Annotated in this window: 18 protein-coding genes; 13 read left to right on the top strand and 5 right to left on the bottom strand. The window is 69.8% G+C overall.

The genetic code is table 11. The features are described from left to right. The first annotated feature begins 31 nt into the window (after window positions 1-31). Entirely contained in the window at window positions 32-868 is an 837-nt protein-coding gene (locus AW270_RS36350; protein WP_061300688.1) for an NmrA family NAD(P)-binding protein, read from the top strand. A gap of 182 nt (window positions 869-1050) precedes the next feature. After that, window positions 1051-1479, top strand: a complete 429-nt coding sequence (locus AW270_RS36345; RefSeq protein WP_061300687.1) for a YybH family protein — start codon at window positions 1051-1053, stop codon at window positions 1477-1479. On the opposite strand, the gene AW270_RS36340 is transcribed toward AW270_RS36345, so the two are convergent. After that, window positions 1425-2519, bottom strand: coding sequence for a GlxA family transcriptional regulator (locus tag AW270_RS36340; RefSeq protein WP_082802129.1), 1095 nt, complete (start codon window positions 2517-2519; stop codon window positions 1425-1427). The genes AW270_RS36345 and AW270_RS36340 overlap by 55 nt on opposite strands. A gap of 143 nt (window positions 2520-2662) precedes the next feature. On the opposite strand from AW270_RS36340, the gene AW270_RS36335 reads away from it, so the two are divergent. The 4 genes from AW270_RS36335 to AW270_RS36320 all read left to right on the top strand — a co-directional run bounded on the left by AW270_RS36335 (window position 2663) and on the right by AW270_RS36320 (window position 8742). Next, window positions 2663-3559, top strand: coding sequence for an NAD(P)-dependent oxidoreductase (locus tag AW270_RS36335; protein ID WP_061300686.1), 897 nt, complete (start codon window positions 2663-2665; stop codon window positions 3557-3559). A gap of 467 nt (window positions 3560-4026) precedes the next feature. Further along, entirely contained in the window at window positions 4027-5544 is a 1518-nt protein-coding gene (locus AW270_RS36330) for a flavin monoamine oxidase family protein (RefSeq protein WP_218009440.1), read from the top strand. A gap of 312 nt (window positions 5545-5856) precedes the next feature. Continuing rightward, window positions 5857-7383 (top strand): flavin monoamine oxidase family protein, encoded by a 1527-nt coding sequence (locus AW270_RS36325; protein WP_218009439.1) that lies wholly within the window; start codon window positions 5857-5859, stop codon window positions 7381-7383. Window positions 7384-7551: 168 nt separating this feature from the next. Continuing rightward, the gene (locus tag AW270_RS36320) at window positions 7552-8742 is read left to right on the top strand and encodes a cytochrome P450 (RefSeq protein WP_061300685.1); all 1191 of its coding nucleotides are present in this window, start codon (window positions 7552-7554) and stop codon (window positions 8740-8742) included. On the opposite strand, the gene AW270_RS36315 is transcribed toward AW270_RS36320, so the two are convergent. Then, window positions 8702-11098, bottom strand: coding sequence for an ATP-binding protein (locus AW270_RS36315; RefSeq protein WP_218009438.1), 2397 nt, complete (start codon window positions 11096-11098; stop codon window positions 8702-8704). The genes AW270_RS36320 and AW270_RS36315 overlap by 41 nt on opposite strands. Window positions 11099-12370: 1272 nt before the next feature. On the opposite strand from AW270_RS36315, the gene AW270_RS36310 reads away from it, so the two are divergent. The 3 genes from AW270_RS36310 to AW270_RS36300 all read left to right on the top strand — a co-directional run bounded on the left by AW270_RS36310 (window position 12371) and on the right by AW270_RS36300 (window position 14855). After that, on the top strand, window positions 12371-12808 hold the full coding sequence (locus AW270_RS36310; protein WP_061300684.1) for a PPOX class F420-dependent oxidoreductase: 438 nt from the start codon (window positions 12371-12373) through the stop codon (window positions 12806-12808). Between the two features lie 201 nt (window positions 12809-13009). Next, window positions 13010-13897 carry a dioxygenase family protein gene (locus tag AW270_RS36305; protein ID WP_061300683.1) on the top strand — a complete coding sequence of 296 codons (888 nt, stop codon included), beginning with the start codon at window positions 13010-13012 and terminating at the stop codon, window positions 13895-13897. A gap of 1 nt (window position 13898) precedes the next feature. Beyond that, a complete protein-coding gene (locus tag AW270_RS36300) occupies window positions 13899-14855 on the top strand; it encodes a quinone oxidoreductase family protein (RefSeq protein WP_061300682.1) in 957 nt (318 codons plus the stop codon). On the opposite strand, the gene AW270_RS36295 is transcribed toward AW270_RS36300, so the two are convergent. After that, window positions 14852-15574 carry a hypothetical protein gene (locus AW270_RS36295; protein ID WP_061300681.1) on the bottom strand — a complete coding sequence of 241 codons (723 nt, stop codon included), beginning with the start codon at window positions 15572-15574 and terminating at the stop codon, window positions 14852-14854. The two genes, AW270_RS36300 and AW270_RS36295, sit on opposite strands and share 4 nt — an antisense overlap. A gap of 23 nt (window positions 15575-15597) precedes the next feature. Here AW270_RS36295 and AW270_RS36290 point away from each other — a divergent pair, with 23 nt between their 5' ends. Continuing rightward, window positions 15598-16104 carry a GNAT family N-acetyltransferase gene (locus AW270_RS36290; RefSeq protein WP_061300680.1) on the top strand — a complete coding sequence of 169 codons (507 nt, stop codon included), beginning with the start codon at window positions 15598-15600 and terminating at the stop codon, window positions 16102-16104. Window positions 16105-16150: 46 nt separating this feature from the next. Beyond that, window positions 16151-16771: a Clp protease N-terminal domain-containing protein gene (locus AW270_RS36285; RefSeq protein WP_061300679.1), complete on the top strand. Its 621-nt coding sequence runs from the start codon at window positions 16151-16153 to the stop codon at window positions 16769-16771. Window positions 16772-16828: 57 nt separating this feature from the next. Here AW270_RS36285 and AW270_RS36280 read toward each other — a convergent pair whose 3' ends face one another. Next, the gene (locus AW270_RS36280; RefSeq protein WP_061300678.1) at window positions 16829-17860 is read right to left on the bottom strand and encodes a GNAT family N-acetyltransferase; all 1032 of its coding nucleotides are present in this window, start codon (window positions 17858-17860) and stop codon (window positions 16829-16831) included. 188 nt (window positions 17861-18048) lie between these two features. On the opposite strand from AW270_RS36280, the gene AW270_RS36275 reads away from it, so the two are divergent. Next, window positions 18049-19437, top strand: a complete 1389-nt coding sequence (locus AW270_RS36275) for an NAD(P)/FAD-dependent oxidoreductase (RefSeq protein WP_061300677.1) — start codon at window positions 18049-18051, stop codon at window positions 19435-19437. A 1-nt stretch (window position 19438) separates the two neighbouring features. Next, complete coding sequence (locus AW270_RS36270) at window positions 19439-21028, top strand: amidohydrolase (RefSeq protein ID WP_061300676.1); 1590 nt, start codon at window positions 19439-19441, stop codon at window positions 21026-21028. A 46-nt stretch (window positions 21029-21074) separates the two neighbouring features. Here the strand turns inward: AW270_RS36270 and AW270_RS36265 are convergent, their stop codons facing one another. Continuing rightward, window positions 21075-21422, bottom strand: a complete 348-nt coding sequence (locus AW270_RS36265; protein WP_082802128.1) for an RNA polymerase-binding protein RbpA — start codon at window positions 21420-21422, stop codon at window positions 21075-21077. Window positions 21423-21478 lie beyond the last annotated feature (56 nt).

Raw genomic sequence — 21478 nt, 5'->3', positions numbered from 1 at the left:
TGGGGAATTCGCCCATGCTTGGATGAGGCGCATGAGCGAATCCCCCATTCTCGTCCTCGGCGGCACGGGCAAGACCGGCGCCAGGGTCGCACGTCAGCTCACCGAGCTCGGTCACCGGCCCAGAATCGCCTCGCGTTCCGGCGCGACCCGCTTCGACTGGCACGACAGCTCCACCTGGCCTGCCGCGGTCGACGGGATGAAAGCCGTCTACGTCGTCGACGAACAGGGCGCCGACGCCGCGACGATGCTCACCGACTTCATCGGCACCGCCACCACCGCAGGCGTCGAGCGCCTGGTGCTGCTCTCCGCGCGCCCCTTCACGAAGAGGTCCGACGAGCCGGGCCTGTTCCGCGTCGAGGACGTGGTGAGCGGCTCCGGACTCAGCTGGACGATCCTGCGCCCCACCTGGTTCTTCCAGAACTTCAGCGAGCCCAATTTCCTCTGCACGGAGATCGCCGAGGGCGAGCTGCGGGTCACCACCCGCGAGGGAACCGAGCCCTTCATCGACGCCGAGGACATCGCCGCCGTCGCGGTGGCCGCGCTGACCGGGGAAGGCCACGACGAGGCCGTGTACGAGATGTCCGGACCGCGGTTGATGACCTTCGGCGAGGTCGTCGCCGAGATCTCCGCCGCCTCCGGCCGTGAGGTTCGCCTCACCGTGCTCTCCCACGAGGAGTACGCCCGGCACCTCGTGGGCCGGGGCCACTCGCGGGAACTGGCCGACTACGTCATCCGGCTCTTCGACGCCATCGACGACGGGGCGACCTCGTACCTGTCCGACGGCGTGGAGAAGGTCACCGGCCGCAAGGCACGGGATTTCTCGGAGTACGCCGCCTCCGTTGACTGGACAAAGGTGTTCCCCGGCTAAAAAAGCCGCAAATCGGATCTCAGTGTGGTGTCAACGGGGTAATCGCCGCAGCTCTCGACCAGGTCCGGCAGCGATTACCTGACTGCGATCGGCCGCCACTCGGCGGGCGGTAGCGTCCACATCGGCGTTGCCCGACATCACGCCGAAAACATCCGATAACCAAGAATGGGAGTGCGCTCACCATGGCCCTCGAAAAACACGCCCTGGCCAGTGATATCGACACGCACCAGGAAATGTTCAACGTGGCGTTCAACGCGGGCGACGCGGATGCCGTCAACGCCCTGTACGTCGATGACGCGGTCGGCCTGTGGGAGCCCGGAAAGCCGGTCGCGGGCCAGGAGCGCAGGGACTACGTCAAGCACTTCATCGCGACCCGCAACGCGACCGTCGAGGCGACCGTGCACGCGAAGATGGTCCACGGCGACACCGCCATGGTGGTGGTCGAGTGGACGATGGACACCACCAGGGACGGCGTCTACGAGAAGCTCGGCGGCCTGGCGGTCGACGTGCTGCAGCGTGGCGCGGACGGCGGCTGGCGTTATGTGATCGACAACGCCTACGCGGGCAACGGCCCTTGGCCGGCGGAGAGCTCCTGGCCCGCGGAGGGCTGACAGGACCCGGGCGCCGGCGACCGCGTCACCGGCGCGGCGCCCGCCCCGCGGCTCTGCGCGCGGACTCCGGCACTGAGCGAGTGCCGGTAGTCGGTGGGCGTGACGCCGAAGTGTGTGGTGAAGTGCCTGCGCAGGTTGGCCGCAGTGCCCAGGCCGCTGGCCTCGCTGACCCGCTCGATCGGCAGGTCGGTGGTCTCCAACAGGCTCTGCGCGCGGGACAGGCGCTGGTTGAGCAGCCACTTCAGCGGGGTGAGGCCGGTGGTCGCCTGGAGTTTGCGGAAGAAGGTGCGGTTGCTCATGCCCGCCTGCTTCGCCATCGCGTCGATGGTGAGGGGCTGGTCGAGGTTGCGTGAGGCCCAGTCCATCGTCATCGCGAGGGTGTCGTCGTCGCTGTCGGGGACGGACAGGTCGACGAACTGGGCCTGCCCGCCGGGGCGGTGACCGGCCACGACCATCCGGCGCGCCAACTGGCCGGCCACATAGGCGCCCAGGTCGCGGCGCACCAGATGCAGGCACAGGTCCAGGCCGGCGCTCATGCCCGCGCTGGTGAGGACATCGCCGTCGTCGACATAGAGCACGGTGTCCTCGACCTGGACCTCCGGGTAGCGCTTGGCCAGATCGGACGTGTGCATCCAGTGCGTGGTGGCCCTGCGGCCGTTGAGCAGGCCCGCCTCGGCGAGGGCGAACGCCCCGGTGCACATCGACGCCATCCGCGCCCCCGCCCTGGCCGCCTCGCGCAGCGCCTCCACGAAGTCCGACGGCAGTGGAGCCTCGCCGTGCAGCACGTAGTAAGGGACCGAGGGAACGATGACGGTGTCGGCGACGACGAGGTCGTCGAGCCCATGCGCCGTTCGCACGGAGAATCCGCGCGCCGCGGGCTCGTTCCCGTTCACCGCGCAAAGCTTCAATTCGTACCAGGGATTGGCCAGGTCGTATTGCGGATCACCGAAGACCGCGTTGGCGATGGCGGTCTCGTAAATCTCGCACACCTGCATGTCGGTGCCGTTGATCACAGCGATCGCGATTGCGCCCGGACTCATGATCGCGAGTCTATGGCAGGAATCGTTCGAAGATGGTCAGATCCGCCGCTGGTCGGCCACCCCCGCCGGTGAAACCTTTGAAGTCCGCCGAACAAACACATCGCGTCACCTGAATGGGCGCGGACCGAACAGGAGTGAATGTGATGTCCAACCCCAATGCCGCCCAAGCGCCGGTCACCGTCATCGGTCTGGGCCTGATGGGTCAGGCATTGGCTGCCGCGTTCCTCGGGAACGGGCACCCGACCACCGTGTGGAACCGCTCGGCCGCCAAGGCCGATGAGCTCGTCGCCAGGGGCGCGGTCCTGGCGCCCTCGGTCAAGGACGCCGTCGAGGCGAGCCCGCTGGTCGTCATCTGCGTCTCGGACTACGACGCCGTGCACCAGTTGCTCGACCCGGAAGCGGGTTCGCTGAAGGGCCGCACGCTGGTCAACATGACCAGCGCGAGCTCGTCGCAGGCCAGGGACATGGCGAAGTGGGCGGTGGAGAACAACGTCGGCGCCTACGTCGACAGCGCGATCATGGCCATCCCGCCGGCGATCGCCACCGACGAGGCCCTGCTGCTGTACTGCGGCCCGAAGTCGGCCTTCGACGAGCACGAGGAGACCCTCAAGGCGGTGGCCCCCGCGGCGACCACCTACCTGGGTGAGAACCATGGTCTCGCCGCCCTCTACGACGTCTCCCTGCTCACCATGATGTGGGGCGTCGAGAACAGCTTCCTGCACGGTGTCGCGCTGCTGGGCACGGCGGGCGTGAAGGCCACCGAGTACCTGCCGATGGCCAAGGCGCTCGCCGAGATGTCGCTGGGCTTCATCGAGGCCTACGCCGCGCAGATCGACGCGGGCGAATGGCCGGCGGAGGACTCCACCATCGACACGCACGTCGACGCGATGGACCACCTGCTCGACGAGAGCAGGGAGCTGGGGGTCAACGCCGAGTGGCCCGCGCTCATCACGGCGCTGGGCAAGCGCGCGATCGCCGAAGGTCACGGGCCCGCCAGTTACGCCGCGATGGTCGAGGTGTTCCGCAAGCCCTCGGCCTGAGTTTTCCCCTGCGGCGCACCTGGCGCGCCGCATGACAGCGGTCGACCCGAAACACGCCTTCGAAAAGGAGGACAACGGGTCGACCGCTATTCGGCGTTGGCGAAAATCAACGCCATAATCCGTTTGAAGAAGTCGCAAGAGACGTTTCGATCACGGGCGAGCCGAGTCTTTTGTTGAATATGCCCCGTGCGCTAGCCTGACCGCGATTACTAATGCGGGACGGCCCTTGGGTCCTCTATGCGGTCACCCAAGTGGCGACGTTGCCGATGGGTGCCCAGGTATCACCGCGCGCCCATCGCACATAAGCGTCGGAACATTGCTCACACATCAGTGATGCCGTGGCCGCATTACTCGCCGTGTCCGACCGATTACGTCCGACTATCGCACGCGTGCAGCACTGCGTCCATAGCCCGGCGACCGGTCATCCGCTATTTCCGCAATGAGTTCCTGGAAGGAAACAAGGGACAGTGACCAACGACATGGAATCCACCCCACCCGAGGGTCGGGGGCTGCTGCGGCGCAGTGTGCTCAAAGCGGGTGTGGCGGGTGGTCTCGGCGCGATCACCGGGGCCGCGTTGGCGTCCTCCGCGACGGCCGCCGTCGCCGAGGGCTCGCCTCTGGGGCGGCGCTTCGACGTGATCGTCGTGGGCGCAGGGATGGCCGGGGTCACCGCCACCCGTGAGCTGCGCGCCAAGGGCAAGCGGGTACTGCTGCTCGAAGCGCGTAATCGGGTCGGCGGCCGGACCTGGACCGACACCTGGCGGGGCCACATGATCGAGCGCGGCGGCACCTGGGTCGACCGATTACAGCCGCACGTGTGGCGCGAACTCAACCGCTACCGCCTGCCGATCATGGCCGACCAGGGCGTGACCAGGGCGATCATGCCGACCCTCACCGGGTTCGAGGAACTCGACCCGTCCGTGGCCTACATCCGGCAGAAAGAGCTGTTCACCAGGTTCTTCGACCGGTCGACCGAGATCTTCCCCAAACCCTTCCAGCCGCTGAGCCGACCCGACCTGGTCGCCGAGTTCGACCGGTTCTCGCTGCGGGACCGGCTCGACCAGATGGCCCTGGCGCCGGAGGACGAAGTCCTGCTGACCAGCTGGACGTCTCTGTACGGCGGGACCAGCGAGCGGGGCGCGCTGACCCTCATCCAGCAGTGGTGGGCACTGTCCGGCGGCACGTTCGAGGGCTTCCACGGAGTCAACACCTACCGCCCCGCGCGGGGCACGGTGTCGATTCTGAACGCCATGCTCGCCGAGTCCAAACCGGTCCTCAAGCTCAACACCCCGGTCAAATCCGTGGTCCAGAACACCCGCGAGGTGACCGTCACGACCCGCGCGGGCGAGTCGTTCACCGCACCCGAGGTGATCATGGCCGTGCCGGTGAACGTCTGGCGCACGATCTCCTTCAGCCCCCCGCTGCCCCCCGCGCACCGGGAGGCGACCAACGCCGGGGTCGGCGTGCCGCACGAGAAGAAGCTGTGGATCGACCTGTCCAACCCCACCGACAGGTTCGTGGCCGAGTCGCCCGAGGGCAGGGGTGACCCGCTCTGCTTCATGGGCCGGTTCAACGACGGCCAGCCGGTGGTCGCCTTCACCGTCGACCGCACCTTCGACGTCGACGACCGGGACGAGGTGGAGCGAGCCGTGCGGCGGGTGCTCCCGGGGGCCACGATGCGCGACTACATCGTGACCAACTGGCATGTGGACCCGTTCTCCCTGGGCGCCGGCGCGTACCGCCAGCCGTACCAGCTCATCAGGCTGCACGCGAAGCTCCAGCAGCCGCACGGCCGCATCAAGTTCGCGGGCGCCGACATCGCCAACGGGTGGAACGGCTACATCGACGGCGCGATCGAGGACGGCCTGCGGGTCGCCGGCTCGCCGACCCTGTCCGGCCCGGCCGCCGCGGCGGCCAGCGCCGAGGAGAGCATCTTCGTGCCGAAGGTGAACCGCGGACTGTACCGCGGCCTCGTCGGACGGTAACAGCCAGACCATTCGCTCCCGGAAAGTCTCAAGACGGTCTACGCGCGGTCTGCGAAAAATAGCGGTGGCCGGAATTCCGGCCACCGCTATTCGCAATTCCGCCTCGATGATCTCAACGCGGGAAACCATAGGCACGGGCCGGGCATGTCGGGGCTAGGCTCCTGGCCGTGAGCGCGCCCATCGGCAGCACAGCCGTGGTTCTGCGAATTCCTCCATCCACAGCCGGTACGCGAAAAGGCGACCAGAGGTGCCGGGGCGCTGTCCAGAAATGTTTGATCCGGCTACCAGTTCTCAGGAAAGAAACGAGGGACAGTGACCCACGAGATGGAGTCCGGCCGGCCCGAGGGTCGGGGGCTGCTGCGGCGCAGTGTGCTCAAAGCGGGTGTGGCGGGTGGTCTCGGCGCGATCACCGGGGCCGCGTTGGCGTCCTCCGCGACGGCCGCCGTCGCCGAGGCCGCCCAGGGCTCGGCCCACGGGCGGCGCTTCGACGTGATCGTCGTGGGCGCGGGGATGGCCGGGGTCACCGCCACCCGTGAGCTGCGCGCCAAGGGCAAGCGGGTACTGCTGCTCGAAGCGCGTAATCGGGTCGGCGGCCGGACCTGGACCGACACCTGGCGGGGCCACATGATCGAGCGCGGCGGCACCTGGGTCGACCGATTACAGCCGCACGTGTGGCGCGAACTCAACCGCTACCGCCTGCCGATCATGGCCGACCAGGGCGTGACCAGGGCGATCATGCCGACCCTGACCGGGTTCGAGGAACTCGACCCGTCCGTGGCCTACATCCGGCAGGGCGAGCTGTTCACCGAGTTCTTCAAGGACTCGACCAGGATCTATCCGTCGCCCTACCAACCGCTCGTGAACCGCGACCTGGTCGCCAGGTTCGACCGGTTCTCGCTGCGGGACCGGCTCGACCAGATGGCCCTGGCCCCGGAGGACGAGATCCTGCTGACCAGCTGGACCTCGCTCTACGGCGGGACCAGCGAGCGCGGCGCGCTCACCCACATCCAGCAGTGGTGGGCACTGGCCGGCGGCACGTTCGAGGCCTTCCACGGCGTCAACACCTACCGCCCGGCACGCGGCACGGTGTCGATCCTGAACGCCATGCTCGCCGAGTCCAAACCGGTCCTCAAGCTCAACACGCCCGTCAAATCCGTGGTCCAGAACGCCCGCGAGGTGACCGTCACGACCCGCGCGGGCGAGTCGTTCACCGCACCGGAAGTCATCATGGCCGTGCCGGTGAACGTCTGGCGCACGATCTCCTTCAGCCCCCCGCTGCCCCCCGCGCACCGGGAGGCGACCAACGCCGGGATGGGCGTGACGGAGGAGCGGAAGCTGTGGATCGACCTGTCCAACCCCACGGACAGGTTCGTGGCCGAGTCGCCCGAGGGCAGGGGTGACCCGTTCTGCTTCATGGGCCGGTTCAACGACGGCGATCCGGTGGTCGCCTTCACCGTCGACACCACCTTCGACGAGACCGACCGGGACGAGGTGGAGCGGGCCCTCCGGAGGGTGCTCCCCGGGGCCAAGGTGCGCGACCACATCGTGACCGACTTCCACAAGGACGAGTTCGCCCTCGGCACCGGCGGCTACCGCCAGCCGCACCAGCTCATCAGGCTGCACGCGAAGCTCCAGCAGCCGCACGGCCGCATCAAGTTCGCGGGCAGCGACATCGCCAACGGGTGGAACGGCTACATCGACGGCGCGATCGAGGACGGCCTGCGGGTCGCCGGCTCGCCGACCCTGTCCGGCCCGGCCGCCGCGGCGGCCAGCGCCGAGGAGAGCATCTTCGTGCCGAAGGTGAACCGCGGACTGTACCGCGGCCTCGTCGGACGGTAACAGCCAGACCATTCGCTCCCGGAAAGTCTCAAGACGGTCTACGCGCGGTCTGCGAAAAATAGCGGTGGCGGGAATTCCGGCCACCGCTATTCGCAATTCCGCCTCGGCGAACTCAACAAAGGAAAAGGCTATGCACAGGCAAGGTGCGTCGAAGCTAGGCTCCTGCCCATGAGCGCGTCCATTGACAGCACAATCATGGAACCAGTCGAGTCGTTATTCTCGTGGTTCCGCGAGATGCTCGATTCGCAGCCGGTCAGCAGCGACGGCGACCACGGGGTAGAGGTCTTCGGTTACGGAGACGTCACCAGAATTCTCGCCGACACCAAGACGTTCTCCTCGGAGACGGCAAGGCTGTTCAATCTCCCGCATCCCGAACTCGACCGCTTCGACGAGGGCAACCTGGTCACCACAGACCCGCCCCGGCACCGCAAGCTGCGCACCGTGATCAGCCAGGTGTTCACCCCCCGTTCGGTCGCGAACCTGGCCGGACGCATCGAGCTGATCACCAACACCCTGCTGGACAAGGTCGCCGACCAGGATTCCTTCGACCTCGTCGACGCGCTCGCGTTCCCGCTGCCGATCACCGTGATCGCCGACGTGCTCGGCCTGCCCATCGAGGACGAGCCGCTGTTCCGCGTGTGGGGTGACGCGATCGGCGCGCTCGACGCCGCCACCGTGCCCCCCGACCTGCTCGAGGGCGAGGTGGGACCCGCCCTCCACGAGATGGGCGAGTACTTCCTGCGGCACATGCGCGACCGCAGGCAGAACCCGCGCGACGACGTGATGAGCAGGCTGGCCAACGCCACCATCGACGGCGAGCCGCTGACCGACGGCGAGATGATCGGGGTCACCGGCCTGACCATGTTCGCCGGGCACGCCACCACGATGTCGTTGATCTGCACCGCGGTCATCCTCCTGGAGCAGCACCCGGAGGCGCTGGCCGAGATCCGCGCGAACCGCGACCTGGTGCCCGGCGCGCTGGAGGAGGTGCTGCGCATGTACCCGCCGTTCCCGCGCCTGGTGCGGGTCACCACCACCGACACGGAGATCGGCGGACACCCGGTCGCCGCCGACCAGCTCGTGACGCCGTGGATCGGCGCGGCCAACCGCGACGGCGCCAAGTTCCCCGACCCGGACCTCTTCGACATCCACCGCAACACCGGCGGGCACCTGGTGTTCGGCCAGGGCATCCACTTCTGCCTCGGCGCGCCGCTGGCGCGGCTGGAGGGCAAGATCGCGCTGAACCTGTTGCTCGACCGCTACTCGAAGATCAGCGTCGATCCCGAGCGCGGCGTGGAGTGGGAGAACCCCCACCAGATCATCTGTCCGCGCCGTCTGCCTGTGCGGGCGACTCGGTGACCTGGCAGTACACCACGCGGGCGGCGGCGGCCTGACCACCGGCGTCGCCGCCCGGGTACCGATCCTTGCGCAGCGAGGACGAACCGGACGCCAGGACCCGCCTCATGCGCGTGCGGCGCGCGGCCACGTCGTCGCCGAAGCCGGCGAGCAGGCTCCCGGCCGAGCCCTTGACCTCGCTGGTCCCGGTGGATTGCAGGAACTCCAGCAGCCGGTCCACCGCGGTGTCGGAGATGGGTTCCAGGTTCATCGTCAGCGCGTGCCGCAGTCGCGAACCCCACACCGGGCGGCGCCTGGCCAGGTCCGGCCGCGCGGTGACCACCACCAGCACCGGCAGGCCGGAAAGCGACCTCGGCAGGTCCTCGACGAAGTCGATCAAATGGTCGTCCGCGACGTGCAGGTCCTCGACGATCACGACGACGGGGCCGCGCCGGGCGATCTGGCCGAGCAGGTGCCGCCACGCGTGCAGCACGTCAGTGACCGGCACGTTCGAGCGTCCCCGTCTCCGGTCGACCAGGCCGGTCAGCCGGTGCACCAGTCTGCGCCGTTCGTCCTCCGACTGGACGAGTCGTTCCATCGCACGGGCGATCTCGGCCTGTACCCCCTCCACAGGGCCGTCCGGGTCGATGCCGCAGTACGAGCACAGCAGGTCGTTGAGCACGTCGGTGCAGATGTCCGCCGCGAACGGCCGCGCGCGGCCGACCAGGACCCGCACCGGCTCGGCGGTCGCGGCGATCCTGCGCTCGAACTCCAGGACCAACCGGGTCTTGCCGACACCGGGGTCGCCGAGAACGGTCACCAGGTGGGGCGCGCCGACGTGCCTGGTGCGGCGCAGGAGGCCGCCCAGCATCTCAAGGTCGTGCTCGCGGTCGATCATCGGCATGTCGTGCTGCGCCAGGTACTCGTGCCGAAGCCCGCCGACCTGCCAGCCGAAGGACGACTCGACCTCGAGGTAGGTGGTGCCGCACTCGGTGGCACGCCTGGTGTTCTCGCACACCCGGATCTCGCCGACCGGGGTCTGCGAGAGCAACTCCTGGCATTCGTCGAGCAGAACGCCGCTCACCGACGGCGCACTGTCGTTGTCGGTGTGGTGGCCCACCAGCGCCTCGCCGGTGGCCACCGCGACGTGGACGGCGACAGGGGTCTCGGCGCCGGAGGCGTCCGGGAAGTCGAGCTGGTCGCGGATGGTCAACGCGGCGAGCACGGCGCGTTCGGCGTCGTCCTCGCCGGTCTCGGGGACGCCGAACAACGCCAGCCAGATCGACCCGATGGAGGCCACGACGGTGCCGCCCAGCCGCTCGACCTCCTCGCGGATCGTGGCCACGGCCATCTCCAGCGCCATGTTGCCCATGCCCTGGCAGCGCACGATGAGCACGCTGACATCCTTGCGCTCGACCACCTTGGTGCGCAGCACGGGCACGGCGGGCATCGAGACGGCCCTGGCGTCGCCGTGCCCATTCGACTCCGGCTCGAAGGGCGAGATGAACCTGCGCTGCGGCACAGGCGGGGAGGGCCGGAGGTCGACGGGCCTCGGCTGTTCTTCGGCGCTCTCACGGGAAGAGCCGATCGCCTGCAGCGTGATCTGCTTCTGCATCCCGGCCGGCATCAGCGCCGGGTCCTGGTTGAGGATCGCCTGCTGCAGCGAGCGCAGCGCCGGATTCGGTTCCAGGCCGACGCTCTCGACCAGGCTGGTACGCAGGGCGTGGTAGGCGTTGAGGGCGTCGGTCTGCCTGCCGCTGCGGTACAGCGCCAGCATCAGCTGTCCGCACAGGCGCTCGCGCAGCGGCTCGGTGGCGACCGTCCGCTGGAGTTCGGCCAGGGTCTGGTGGTGGTGTCCTCGGTCGAGCTCGACCTCGAAGTAGTCCTCGAGCGCGGCCAGCCTGGCATCCTGCACCGGGATCAGCTCGGGCCAGTCGATGCCGGACTCGACCAGGTCGGCCAGCGCGGGCCCGCGCCACAGCTCCAGCGCCTGCCGCAGCAGCAGGGACGCCGCCTCCAGATCGCCCTCGGCGCACTTGGCGCGTCCCGCCTCGACGCGCTGGTGGAAGTTCTGCACGTCGGTCTGCTCGGGTTCGACGCGCAGCATGTAGCCGGGTGGCTGGCTGAGCAGCGCGGCGGTGCCGCCGTTGGCCGACAGCATCCTGCGCAGCCGCCAGACCGAGTTCTGCACGATCTTCCTGGCCGACAGCGGCACCTTGTCCTTGGGCCAGAGCGATTCCACCAGCTGACTGCTCGCCACGACACGGTTGCGGTTGAGCAGCAGCAGTCCAAGAGTGGCCCGCTGCCGGGCACCGCCGAGGTCGACCAACTCATCGCCGTGTACGACCTCTAATGGTCCGAGCATCTTGAAGTAGGTCACTTCACTGTCCCCCAGAATTTTGTTACGCCCTATCGAGCGCGACCACACCGAGCGTGCACCTACCACCGAACCTTTGTTGCCCGTGACAATCTTCACATATAAGGCTGATACAACCGTAACCGAGGGGCTGGTCCGACACGCGGCCGAATGCTGCCAACGCACCCTGGGGATTACGGACAGCTCTCCAACTAGAGTTGCGGCGACCGGAAGGGCATAAAGAGGCACGATGCAAGGGTCCGCATTTCTCAGAAATTCAACTAAGTCTAAGAATTTCTCGCATCCTGAGACGAAACGTGAGACGCCGCCGGTCACAGGTTGATCGCGCATGACGTGGTGCCGGCCTCCCGGCGACCCTCCGAACCCGCCCAGGGCGAGGGTCGATCGACAACAAAGAGCCATATGTCTTTGATGTACCGTTCAGAGAGGACCGATGGCGGGTCCGCACCACCTCGGCCCCATCGATCGTGACAAGCATGCGCGCCTGCCCAGCTTCGCCCACTTCGCCGACGCCACCCGCTGATCCCACCCGGTCTCACATGGTGAGAACTCCCTGGCCCTGGCCTGCGAGGGTCGTCGTCCCCGCGGATCGCGGGGGTCGGGATCAGTGCCCACACCCGGCGAAGATCAACTGTTGTCCGCAGCCGTGCCGTCGGCGGTCAGGTGTTCACGCCGGTCAGCGTCGCCGATGACGGTCGTGATGGCGGACGGGGCAGGCACTCCGCTGGTCGGCTTTGGTGTGAAATCGCCGATCTATGAGGTCTTGTCGTATTTCAGGTCGGCGCCACGCCATGCGCGATCAACCCGTGACCGGCCGCGTCTCACGGTTTCTCCCAGTATGCGAGACGCAGCGCCTCCGGCCATCGCTTCACATATGGCAGTACCCATTTCCGGCCGGTGTCGGCCACTGCCCATTCAAGGACGAGGTCCCGATCGAGGGAGTCAAGAACTCGTCGATGTCGAGATCCACTACCCCAGTTCTTTTTCCAGCACCATTCGCGGCATCCTTTCAGCGCATCATGTGCCGACTTGCTGTGATTATTCAAAAGTCCCGCGAGAGGGCCGGCGTCATTCATTGGTGGTCGCTGTGCCCGGGCGCGGAGGTCTTCGGCCGGCGTTCCGGGGACAGGACGCGTGCCGGTGCCGGGTGCGGTGAGCGGCCTCCCACCGTTGCGTGAACGCTCCGGGTGTCCACGACAACTCCGGACCGCCTGATCAGGCTACCGAGACCATTCTGAGAACTGTCACACGTGTGTGGATCGCCATACTCCTCGCATGACTGTTTCGCCTTTCAACCCGCACGCCCTGCTCGCGGAGAGCCGTCTCGGTGTTCTCGCGACGATCAAGCAGGACGGGCTCCCGCAGCTGTCCCCCGTGATGCCCTTCTACGATCGGGACGCGGGAGTCATCTATGTGTCGACGAGCGCGGGGACAGCCAAGATCGTGAACCTGCGCCGAGACCCGCGCGCCGTGCTGGAGGTCACCAGCCCCGACGGCTGGTCCTGGGCCACCGCCGAGGGCACCGTCACCGTGACCGGCCCGGGAACCGACCCGAACGGGCCCGAGGCCCAGGCCTTGGTCGACTACTACCGCGCCGCCGCGGGCGATCACCCGAACTGGGAGGAGTACCGAGCGGTCATGGTCGAGCAACGCCGCGTCTTGATCACGCTCAAGGTCGACCACGTCTATGGGAGGCGCGTCGCCCCGGCGTGAGCGGATACTGAACCGAGCGGTGGACAGCCGCCCGGCGCCTCGCCGCCGCGACCTGTCCGGGGTCGACCACGAACGGGTCCGCCCGATGGCAGCGGGCCGCCCTGGTAAATCCGGGATTTGCCGAGGCGGTGCCGGCCCTTGGCCAGGCCGCCTTCCGACCTCGGGTTACCGTCGAAGGATGTCCGAAGAGGGGGAGAGACCATGTCGATCGACCTGACCGAGGATACGATCACCAAAGAGGTGCAGAGCACCTTCGAGGGCTGCCGCGACGGGCGTACCCGCGAGCTGTTCGTCGAGCTGGTCCGGCACCTGCACGACTTCGCCCGGGAGACGCGGCTCACGGGCGACGAGTGGTTCGCCGCGATGGACTTCCTGACCCGCGTCGGCCAGGTCACCACGCCCACCCGCCAGGAATACGTGCTGCTGTCCGACATACTCGGGCTGAGCGTCCTGGTCGACCTGATCAACGAGCACCACGGGCCGCACGCCACCGACAGCACCCTGCTCGGCCCCTTCTTCGTCGACGGGCGGCCGTCCGCGCCCAACGGCGCCGACATCTCCTGCGGGGTGCCGGGCACGCCGATGTTCGTCAGTGGCCGGGTTCTCGGGCCGGACGGCGCGCCCCTCGGGGGCGTGAAGGTCGACACCTGGCACAGCGACGGCGAGGGACACTACGACGTCCAGCAGGAGGACCGGCTCGACGGACGGCCGGCCATGCGGGCCCTGCTGACGACCGACGACGACGGCCGCTTCTGGTACCGGTCGATCGCGCCGCGCTACTACCCGGTGCCGGTCGACGGGCCGTGCGGGGAGATCATGCGGGCAGCCGACCGGTCGGCCATGCGGCCGGAGCACATCCACTTCTGGCTGCACGCCGACGGCTACCAGCCGTTGATCACCATGCTGTTCCGGCGCGACGACGACTATCTCGAGCACGACGCCGTCTTCGCGGTGAAGCGGTCGCTGGTCGCCGACTTCGTCCCGCACGGGCCGGGCACCGCCCCCGACGGCACCGAGGTCGGCGAGCCGTTCCAGACCGTCGACTGGACCTTCACGCTCAGCCCGGCGACGCCGGGGAGGAGGCCGTGACATGCGCGCCCTGCGATTCGCCCGTTATGGCTCGCCCGCCGACGTCCTGGAGGTCGTCGACGTCACCGAGCCCGAACTGAACGGCGACGACGCCCTGGTCTCGATCAGGGCCGCCTCGGTCACGCCGTCGGACCTGAAGACCGTCTCCGGCTACATCCCGGGCGCGTCGCTGCCGCGCGTCCCCGGCCGCGACTTCGCCGGGGTGGTCGTCGGCGGGCCGCGCGACTGGCTCGGCACGGAGGTGTGGGGCACCGGCGGCGACCTGGGGTACACCCGCGACGGGTCGCACGCCGAACTCGTGGTGGTTCCGGTCACGGCGCTGGTCCGCAAGCCCGAGAGGCTCACCTTCGCCGAGGCGTCGGTCATCGGGGTCAGCTTCGTCGTCGGCTGGCTCGGCGTGGTCGAGACCGCCCTGCTGGAGAAGGGCGAGACGCTGGCGATCTTCGGCGTCAACGGCGCCGTCGGCTCGGCGGTGGCCCAGATCGGCCGGGTGCGGGGGGCGCGGGTCGTCGGGATCGACCGCAAACCCCCGGTGGACGACGCCGCCCTCGACGACTTCGTGCTGCTGCACGACGACGTCGCCGGTGAGGTGCGGCGGCTGACCCGGGGCGCGGGGGCCGAGGTCGTGTACGACGCCGTCGGCGGTGTCACCACCCCCGCCGCCCTGGCCTGCCTGGCCCACGGCGGCCGGCTCCTCGTCATCAGCTCGACCGGGACGCGGAAGGTGGAGATCGACCTCCCCGACTTCTACCACCGGGAGGCGCGCATGATCGGCCTGGACACCCGGCGGCTCTGCACCCGGCAGTGCGCCGCGCGGCTCGCCCAGGTCGCGGCCTACCTGGAGTCGGGCGACTTCCGGCCGCCGCCGATCTCGTTCACCTTCGGCCTCGATCTGGCCGGGGAGGCCTACGAGGCGGTGGCGAAGCGGCCACCCGGGCGGGTCGTCATCTGCCCTTAGACGCCGCCTCCAGCGCCTGCCGGGCCCTGGCCTCCTCCTTCCGCACGACCTGGTAGCGCTGCTCGGCGGAGGCCGACCGTTTCCGCGCCTCGGTCAGCGCGCGCTCCGCCTCCGCCTCGGCGTCGAGCGCCTCGTCGCGCTCGGCTGCGGCCCGGCCGAGCTGCTCGGCCCACTCCCCATGGCGCCGCCGCGACGGCCGCGTCCCGGGCCTCCCGGGCGTCCCGGGCAGACGTGTCGGCGACGGCGGGCTGCTTCTTCCGTACCGGAGAGGGAGGGACGGAGGTGGGCACGAAGCCGCTGTAGCGCAGGGCCCCGGCCAGCCGGCCCGAGCGGACCTGGTCGGCCGCGCCGGCGTCGACGATCGCGGCGTCGAGGGTCTGCTCCAGTTCGGCGGGCGAGTTCAGCCGACCGGACGCGGCCCGCATGACCAGCCGGGAGACCGTCGCCACGGCGGCGGAGCGCCGGGGGCCGAGCGCGGCCAGGGCGTCGCCGTCGCCGCAGGCCCAGGCCGCCCGCATCTCCTCCCCCACGGCCAGGAGTTCGCCGACCTCGGCGGGGTGCGACCGGACCACCTGGTTGACCGCCCAGGCCAGCACGGTGGGCTTGCGGAGCTTCCCGATCTCCTTGTCGCCGGTCTCCTTGACCAGCCGGTTCCGCGCTGCGGTGAACTCCCCGGGCGACAGTGCGTAAAGCTGCTCGGCAGCCTCATCAAGGGTCACCCGGAAGTCATACCCTTGCCCGCATGACCGAGTTGCGCGGAGACCGGCTGATCCTGCGGCCGATCGTCCCGTCCGACGCCGCCTGGCTCCTGGTGCACTGGAACGAGCCGAGCGTGCGGCTCCACCTCTTCGACGACACGGTCGTCACCCCGGAACTGGTGGCCGAGATCATCGGTGACAGCCGGGAGGACTTCGAGTCGCGCGGCTACGGGCTCTGGGCGATCGTCCGCGGTCACGAGATCGGGGTCTGCGGGCTGCGGACCACCGACGACCACGCGGCCGAGCTCCTTTACAGCGTAGATCCGAAATGGCAGGGGAAGGGGCTGGCGCTGGAGGCCGCCCGGCTGGTCGTCGAGTTCGCCTTCACCGTCCGGGGCGCGCCCGAGGTCGTGGCGGAGACCGACGCCGCCAACACCGCCTCGCGGCGGCTCGCCGAGAAGCTGGGCATGATCCGGGTCAGGACCCGGCAGGGCGAACACGGGCCGGTCCACGTCCACGCGCTTCGCGCGCCCGCCGATTCCGGCGCATAGTGGGGGCAGCCACCCCCGACCCCCCGATCCGCCACGGAGGCCGCCCGTGTTCGAGCGTTTCACCGACCGCGCCCGGCAAGTGATCATCCTCGCCAACGAGGAGGCCCGCGCCCTGAACCACACGTGGATCGGCACCGAGCACATCATGCTGGGCCTCGTGCGCGAGGGGCAGGGGCTGGCCGCGCAGGCGATGGCCGAATGCCGCGTGGAACTCGACCAGGTGAGGGCCGCCGTCGTCCGGATGACCGGCGGGCCCGGGGAGCCGCCCGCGGGGGACGCCGGCCACATCCCGTTCACGCCGCGCGCCAAGAAGATCCTCGGCCTGGCCCACCAGGAGGCCATGCGGCGGCACGACCGGCACATCGGCACCGAGCACATCATGCTGGCCACCCTCCGCGAGGGCGAGGGCGTCGCCGTCCAGGCGCTGGTGGAGACCGGGGTCGCGCCCGAGGCCGTGGAAGACGCCCTGGAGCAGCGCATGCAGGTCCAGGGCGCGAAGGACCGGTCGGTGCTCGACCGGCTGACCGAGCCCGGCGACCAGGTGATCAGGAACACCCTGCGCCGCCACGTCGAGGACCGGCGGCTGCTCACGCAGGTGCTGGAGAGCCTCGACAGCCTCCACCGGCGGCTCGACGCGATGGGCGCGCCTCCCGACCCGGGAAAGTGATCATTCCGGTCCGGGGCCCCTGAGCCGCCCCGGACCGGAATGTTCGTGTGGCGCGGTCTAGGCCGGGACGACCGGCGCCAGCACACCCACGGCGATCCGCGCCTCGACCACACCGGGGTCCTCGGTGTAGCCGAGCGTGGCGCCGAGGGAGATCAGCAGACTCCTCATGCGCGTGTTGTCGGAGAGCAGCGTCGCCCTCACTTCGGCCAGGCCCAGCTCGCGGGCCTCCTCCAGGAGCAGGCGGGTCATGGCCGTGCCGAGGCCGCGCCCCTGCCAGCGGTCCTCGACCAGGAGGGTCATCTCGGCGATGCCGGGCTCGGCGCAGAAGGCCAGGCTCGCCAGGGCGACCACCTGGCCGTCGTGCCCGGCCACCAGCGCGTGGCCCTTCGACCGGTCGCAGAGGCGGTCGAAGACGCGGGGCGGCAGGCTCGGGGCCGAGGTGAAGTAGCGGAACCTGCGGGTCTCCGGGGAGCAGCGTTCGTGCAGGTCGCGTACGGCTTCGCGGTAGATCGGGGCCAGCGGCTCGATCCGCACCTCCGCCCCGTCGCCCAGCGTCAGGGCGCGTTCGGCCGAGACGGGGTCGGCCGGCGGCTGGGCCAACCGGACCAGCGCGGCGGCGCGGGCCGCCTCGGTCAGGGTGAAGGGCAGGCCGGTACGCCGCAGCCGGATCGACCGCCGGGCCGCCACCGGCACCACGAGAAGGGTCGGGTCGGGCAGTTCACCGCGGACCGCCCCGAACACCCAGCGGGCGTCGTCGGCGCGCAGCAGGTCGCCGAGGATCTCCGGGAGCCGCCACGGCATCGCCCGCAGCCGCGCCGCCAGCAGCAGCACGCGGGTGGGCTCGTCGGTCAGCTCGTGGGCGGTCGCCGGGACGACCTTGACCCGCCGCCCACCGGCCTCCTCCAGCGCGGTGCGCACGTCGTCGGGCGAGGCGGGGATGTCGGCGATGAACTCGTCGACGGTGCCGTCGGAGTCGGGTTGCACGGACAGGCCCAGGATGTTGCCGCCCTTGGCCGCGAGCGCCGCCGCCAGCGACGCCAACCGCCCCGGACGTTCGTCCACCGTCGTCCTGATCCGCAGAAACCCCATAACGTCTCTCCCTCCGCTGTGTCTCAGCCTGACGGAGAGTTGTTACGCATTTGCTACCTACGGGTATGCCACCCGTTTCGTCACGACAAATCTCGTTAAGTCTGCGTATAGCGGTGGCTAACGCTCGCTTCACGACGCGTTCCGTCGTGAGATGCGCCGTCGATGACGAATAGAGCAGGATTACCCCTATGAACGCTCCGCTCTCCGGTTCCTTCGCCAACGGTGACGTCTCCTACTGGTACCGGGCGCTCGGCGTCCCGGAGCCCGCCCACCGCCTCGACGGCGACCTGCGGGCCGACGTGGCGATCATCGGCGGGGGCTACACCGGTCTGTGGACGGCCTACTACCTCATCAAGGCCGACCCGACGCTGCACGTGGTCGTCCTGGAGAAGGAGTTCGCCGGGTTCGGCGCGTCCGGCCGCAACGGGGGCTGGCTGGCCGGGCTGCTGCCGGGGAGCCCGCGGCGCTACGCCAGGACCCACGGCGCCGACGCGGCGCGGGCGTTCCAGCGGGAGCTGTTCACCTCCGTCGACGAGGTCGTGTCCGTCTGCGCGGCCGAGGGCATCGACGCCGACGTCGTGAAGGGCGGCGTCGTCAACGTCGCCCGGACCCCCGCCCAGGCGCTCCGCCTGGAGCAGGAGGTCGAGGGGCAGCACGCCTGGGGCTGGGGCCCCAAGGACGTGGCCGTCGTGCCGGTGAACGAGCACATCCGGGTCGAGGGGGCCCTGACGGCCTCCTGGAGCCCCCACTGCGCCAGGATCCAGCCGGCGAAACTGGCCAGAGGGCTGGCGGGAGCCGTACAGGACCTGGGGGTCGAGCTCTACGAGGGCACCGAGGTGACCGGGATCGCGCCCGGCCGGGTGACGACGGCGCGCGGCACGGTCCGCGCGGACGTGGTGCTGCGCTGCACCGAGGGGTTCACCGCGACCCTGAAGGACAACCACCGCGACTGGCTGCCGATGAACAGCTCCATGATCGTCACCGAGCCGCTCCCGCCCGGCTTCTGGGACGAGGTGGGCTGGCGGGGCCACGAACTCCTGGGCGACCTGGCGCACTACTACATGTACGCCCAGCGGACCGCCGACGACCGCATCGCCTTCGGCGGCCGGGGCCGCCCCTACCTCTACGGCTCCCGGGTCGACGACCGGGGCCGCACCCACGGCTGGACGATCGACGCTCTCTGGGGCCTGCTGCTCGACTTCTTCCCGGCCGCCCGCTCGACGCGGATCGCCCACGCCTGGTCGGGGGTGCTGGGCGTGCCGCGCGACTGGTGCGCGACCGTCGGGCTCGACCCGGCGACCGGTCTCGGCTGGGCCGGCGGCTACACCGGCCACGGCGTCACCGCGACCAACCTCGCCGGACGGACCCTGCGCGACCTGGTCCTGCGCCGCGACACCGACCTGACCGCCCTCCCCTGGGTCGGCCGCAAGGTGCGCAAATGGGAGCCGGAGCCCCTGCGCTGGACGGGGGTGCACGCGATGTACCGTCTCTACCGGCTCGCCGACGCCCGGGAGGCCGGCGGCGTGCCCCGCACGTCCGTGCTGGCCAGAATCGCCGACAAGATCACAGGACACTGAATTGACCGAGACCCTGTTCCACGGAGGCCGCGTCTTCACCCCCGGCGGGTTCGCCGAAGCGGCGCTGGTCCGCGACGGGACCATCACCGCCGTGGGTTCCCTCGACGATCTCAGGAACTCCGGGGCGGAACCGTTCGACCTCGGCGGCGGCCTGCTGACGCCCGGGTTCACCGACTCCCACGTCCACCCCGTCCAGGCCGGTCTCGAACGGGCGCTGTGCGAACTGTCGGAGGTGTACGGCCTGGACGCCTACCTCCACGAGATCGCCGCCTACGCCGCCGCGCACCCCGACCGCGAGTGGATCAACGGCGGCGGCTGGGACATGGCCGCCTTCCCCGGCGGTCTGCCCCGCCGCGAGCAGCTCGACTTCCTCGACCGCCCGGCCTACCTGATCCAGCGCGACCACCACGCGGCCTGGGTCAACACCAGGGCGCTGGAGCGCGCGGGCATCACCCGCGACACCCCCGACCCGGCCGACGGCCGCATCGAACGCGACCCCGACGGTGCCCCGACCGGCGTCCTGCACGAGGGCGCGATGGACCTGGTCGGCCTGCTCACCCCCCGCCCCACCGCCGACGACCAGGAGGCGGCGCTGCTGGACGCGCAGCGGCACCTGTTCTCGCTGGGCATCACCGGCTGGCAGGACGCGATCGTCGGCTCCTACGCGGGCTCCGACGACCAGCTCCCGACCTATCTGTCCGTGGCCGGAAAGGGCCTGCTGAAGGCCCGGGTGGTCGCCGCGCTGTGGTGGGACCGCACCCGGGGCGCCGAGCAGATCCCCTCACTGGTCGAGCGCCGCGCCTCGGCCGAGGGCCTCGACCGGTTCCGCGCCACCGCGATCAAGATCATGCAGGACGGCATCGCGGAGAACTTCACGGCGGCGGTCATCGAGCCCTACTGCCGCTGCGGCGGCACCGGCCTGTCCTACGTCGACCCTGCATTGTTGCGCGGTTATGTCCGGGAACTCGACGCGCTGGGCTTCCAGGTCCACTTCCACGCCATCGGCGAGCGGGCCGTCCGGGAGGTGCTCGACTCCCTCGACGGGACCGACCCCGCCAACCGCCACCACATCGCCCACCTGCAGATCATCACCCCCGACGACGTCCCCAGGTTCGCCGCGCTGGGCGCGGTCGCCAACCTCCAGCCGCTCTGGGCCGCCCACAGCCCCCAGATGGACGAGCTCACCCTCCCCTTCCTGGGCGAGCCCCGGTCGAGCTGGCAGTACCCGTTCGCCGACCTGGTGTCGAGCGGGGCGAGGCTGGCGGCGGGATCGGACTGGCCGGTCTCCTCGGCCAACCCCCTGGAGGGCATGCACGTCGCCGTGAACCGGGTCGAACCGCCCGGCTCCCACCACGCCGGGCACTCGGCGAAGCCGTTCCTCCCGGGTCAGGCGCTCGACCTGCGGACGATCATGACGGCTTACACGGAGGGAAGCGCCTGGCTGAACGACTCCCCTGCGGGCGTGATCGAGCCCGGCCGCCCGGCCGACCTGGTCGTCCTGGACCGCGACCCCTTCACCGAACCCGCGTCGGAGATCGCCCTCACCAAGGTCCGGGCCACATTCGTCGACGGGGAGAAGGTCTTCGGATAAACGCGAACGGCCCCGCTGGTGACCAGCGGGGCCGTTCGGTCGAGACCTAGTAGATCGGGCGCGAAGAGGTCCGCAGACGCTCCAGCGCCTCCGCGAGGATCTGCGCGCCGTCCTTGTCGCTCCGGCGCTCCTTCACGTAGGCGAGGTGGGTCTTGTAGGGCTCGTTGCGCGGCGGAGCAGGCGGGTTGGCCTGGTCCTGACCCGCGGGCAGGCCGCAACGGGGGCAGTCCCAGAACTCCGGGACGGCCGCGTCGCTGGCGAAACTGGGACGCGTCTCGTGAAGATTGGCGCACCAGAAGGCGACACGCACTCGGGGGGCCGCCTCGCCGCGCTCGGCCTCGCCCATCGGGCCGGCTCCGACTCGACTGCCACGGATCGCGTTGCCACTACCCACGGATTACTCCTCGCTCGATCGCCCCGCGGGGAACACGGGGAGAGAATGAACCCTAT

Origin of the sequence: Herbidospora cretacea (assembly GCF_001570605.1) — a bacterium.
Classification (GTDB): domain Bacteria; phylum Actinomycetota; class Actinomycetes; order Streptosporangiales; family Streptosporangiaceae; genus Herbidospora; species Herbidospora cretacea.
The sequence above is the reverse complement of the archived record's forward strand: the minus strand, read 5'-3'. Positions and strand labels throughout refer to the sequence as shown.

What these genes read in the sequence shown, in the direction of transcription:
- AW270_RS36350 (WP_061300688.1), top strand. Translation starts at nt 32, where the DNA reads ATGAGCGAATCCCCCATTCTCGTCCTCGGCGGCACGGGCAAGACCGGC.
- AW270_RS36345 (WP_061300687.1), top strand. Translation starts at nt 1,051, where the DNA reads ATGGCCCTCGAAAAACACGCCCTGGCCAGTGATATCGACACGCACCAG.
- AW270_RS36340 (WP_082802129.1), bottom strand. Translation starts at nt 2,519, where the DNA reads ATGAGTCCGGGCGCAATCGCGATCGCTGTGATCAACGGCACCGACATG.
- AW270_RS36335 (WP_061300686.1), top strand. Translation starts at nt 2,663, where the DNA reads ATGTCCAACCCCAATGCCGCCCAAGCGCCGGTCACCGTCATCGGTCTG.
- AW270_RS36320 (WP_061300685.1), top strand. Translation starts at nt 7,552, where the DNA reads ATGAGCGCGTCCATTGACAGCACAATCATGGAACCAGTCGAGTCGTTA.
- AW270_RS36310 (WP_061300684.1), top strand. Translation starts at nt 12,371, where the DNA reads ATGACTGTTTCGCCTTTCAACCCGCACGCCCTGCTCGCGGAGAGCCGT.
- AW270_RS36305 (WP_061300683.1), top strand. Translation starts at nt 13,010, where the DNA reads ATGTCGATCGACCTGACCGAGGATACGATCACCAAAGAGGTGCAGAGC.
- AW270_RS36300 (WP_061300682.1), top strand. Translation starts at nt 13,899, where the DNA reads ATGCGCGCCCTGCGATTCGCCCGTTATGGCTCGCCCGCCGACGTCCTG.
- AW270_RS36290 (WP_061300680.1), top strand. Translation starts at nt 15,598, where the DNA reads ATGACCGAGTTGCGCGGAGACCGGCTGATCCTGCGGCCGATCGTCCCG.
- AW270_RS36280 (WP_061300678.1), bottom strand. Translation starts at nt 17,860, where the DNA reads ATGGGGTTTCTGCGGATCAGGACGACGGTGGACGAACGTCCGGGGCGG.
- AW270_RS36275 (WP_061300677.1), top strand. Translation starts at nt 18,049, where the DNA reads ATGAACGCTCCGCTCTCCGGTTCCTTCGCCAACGGTGACGTCTCCTAC.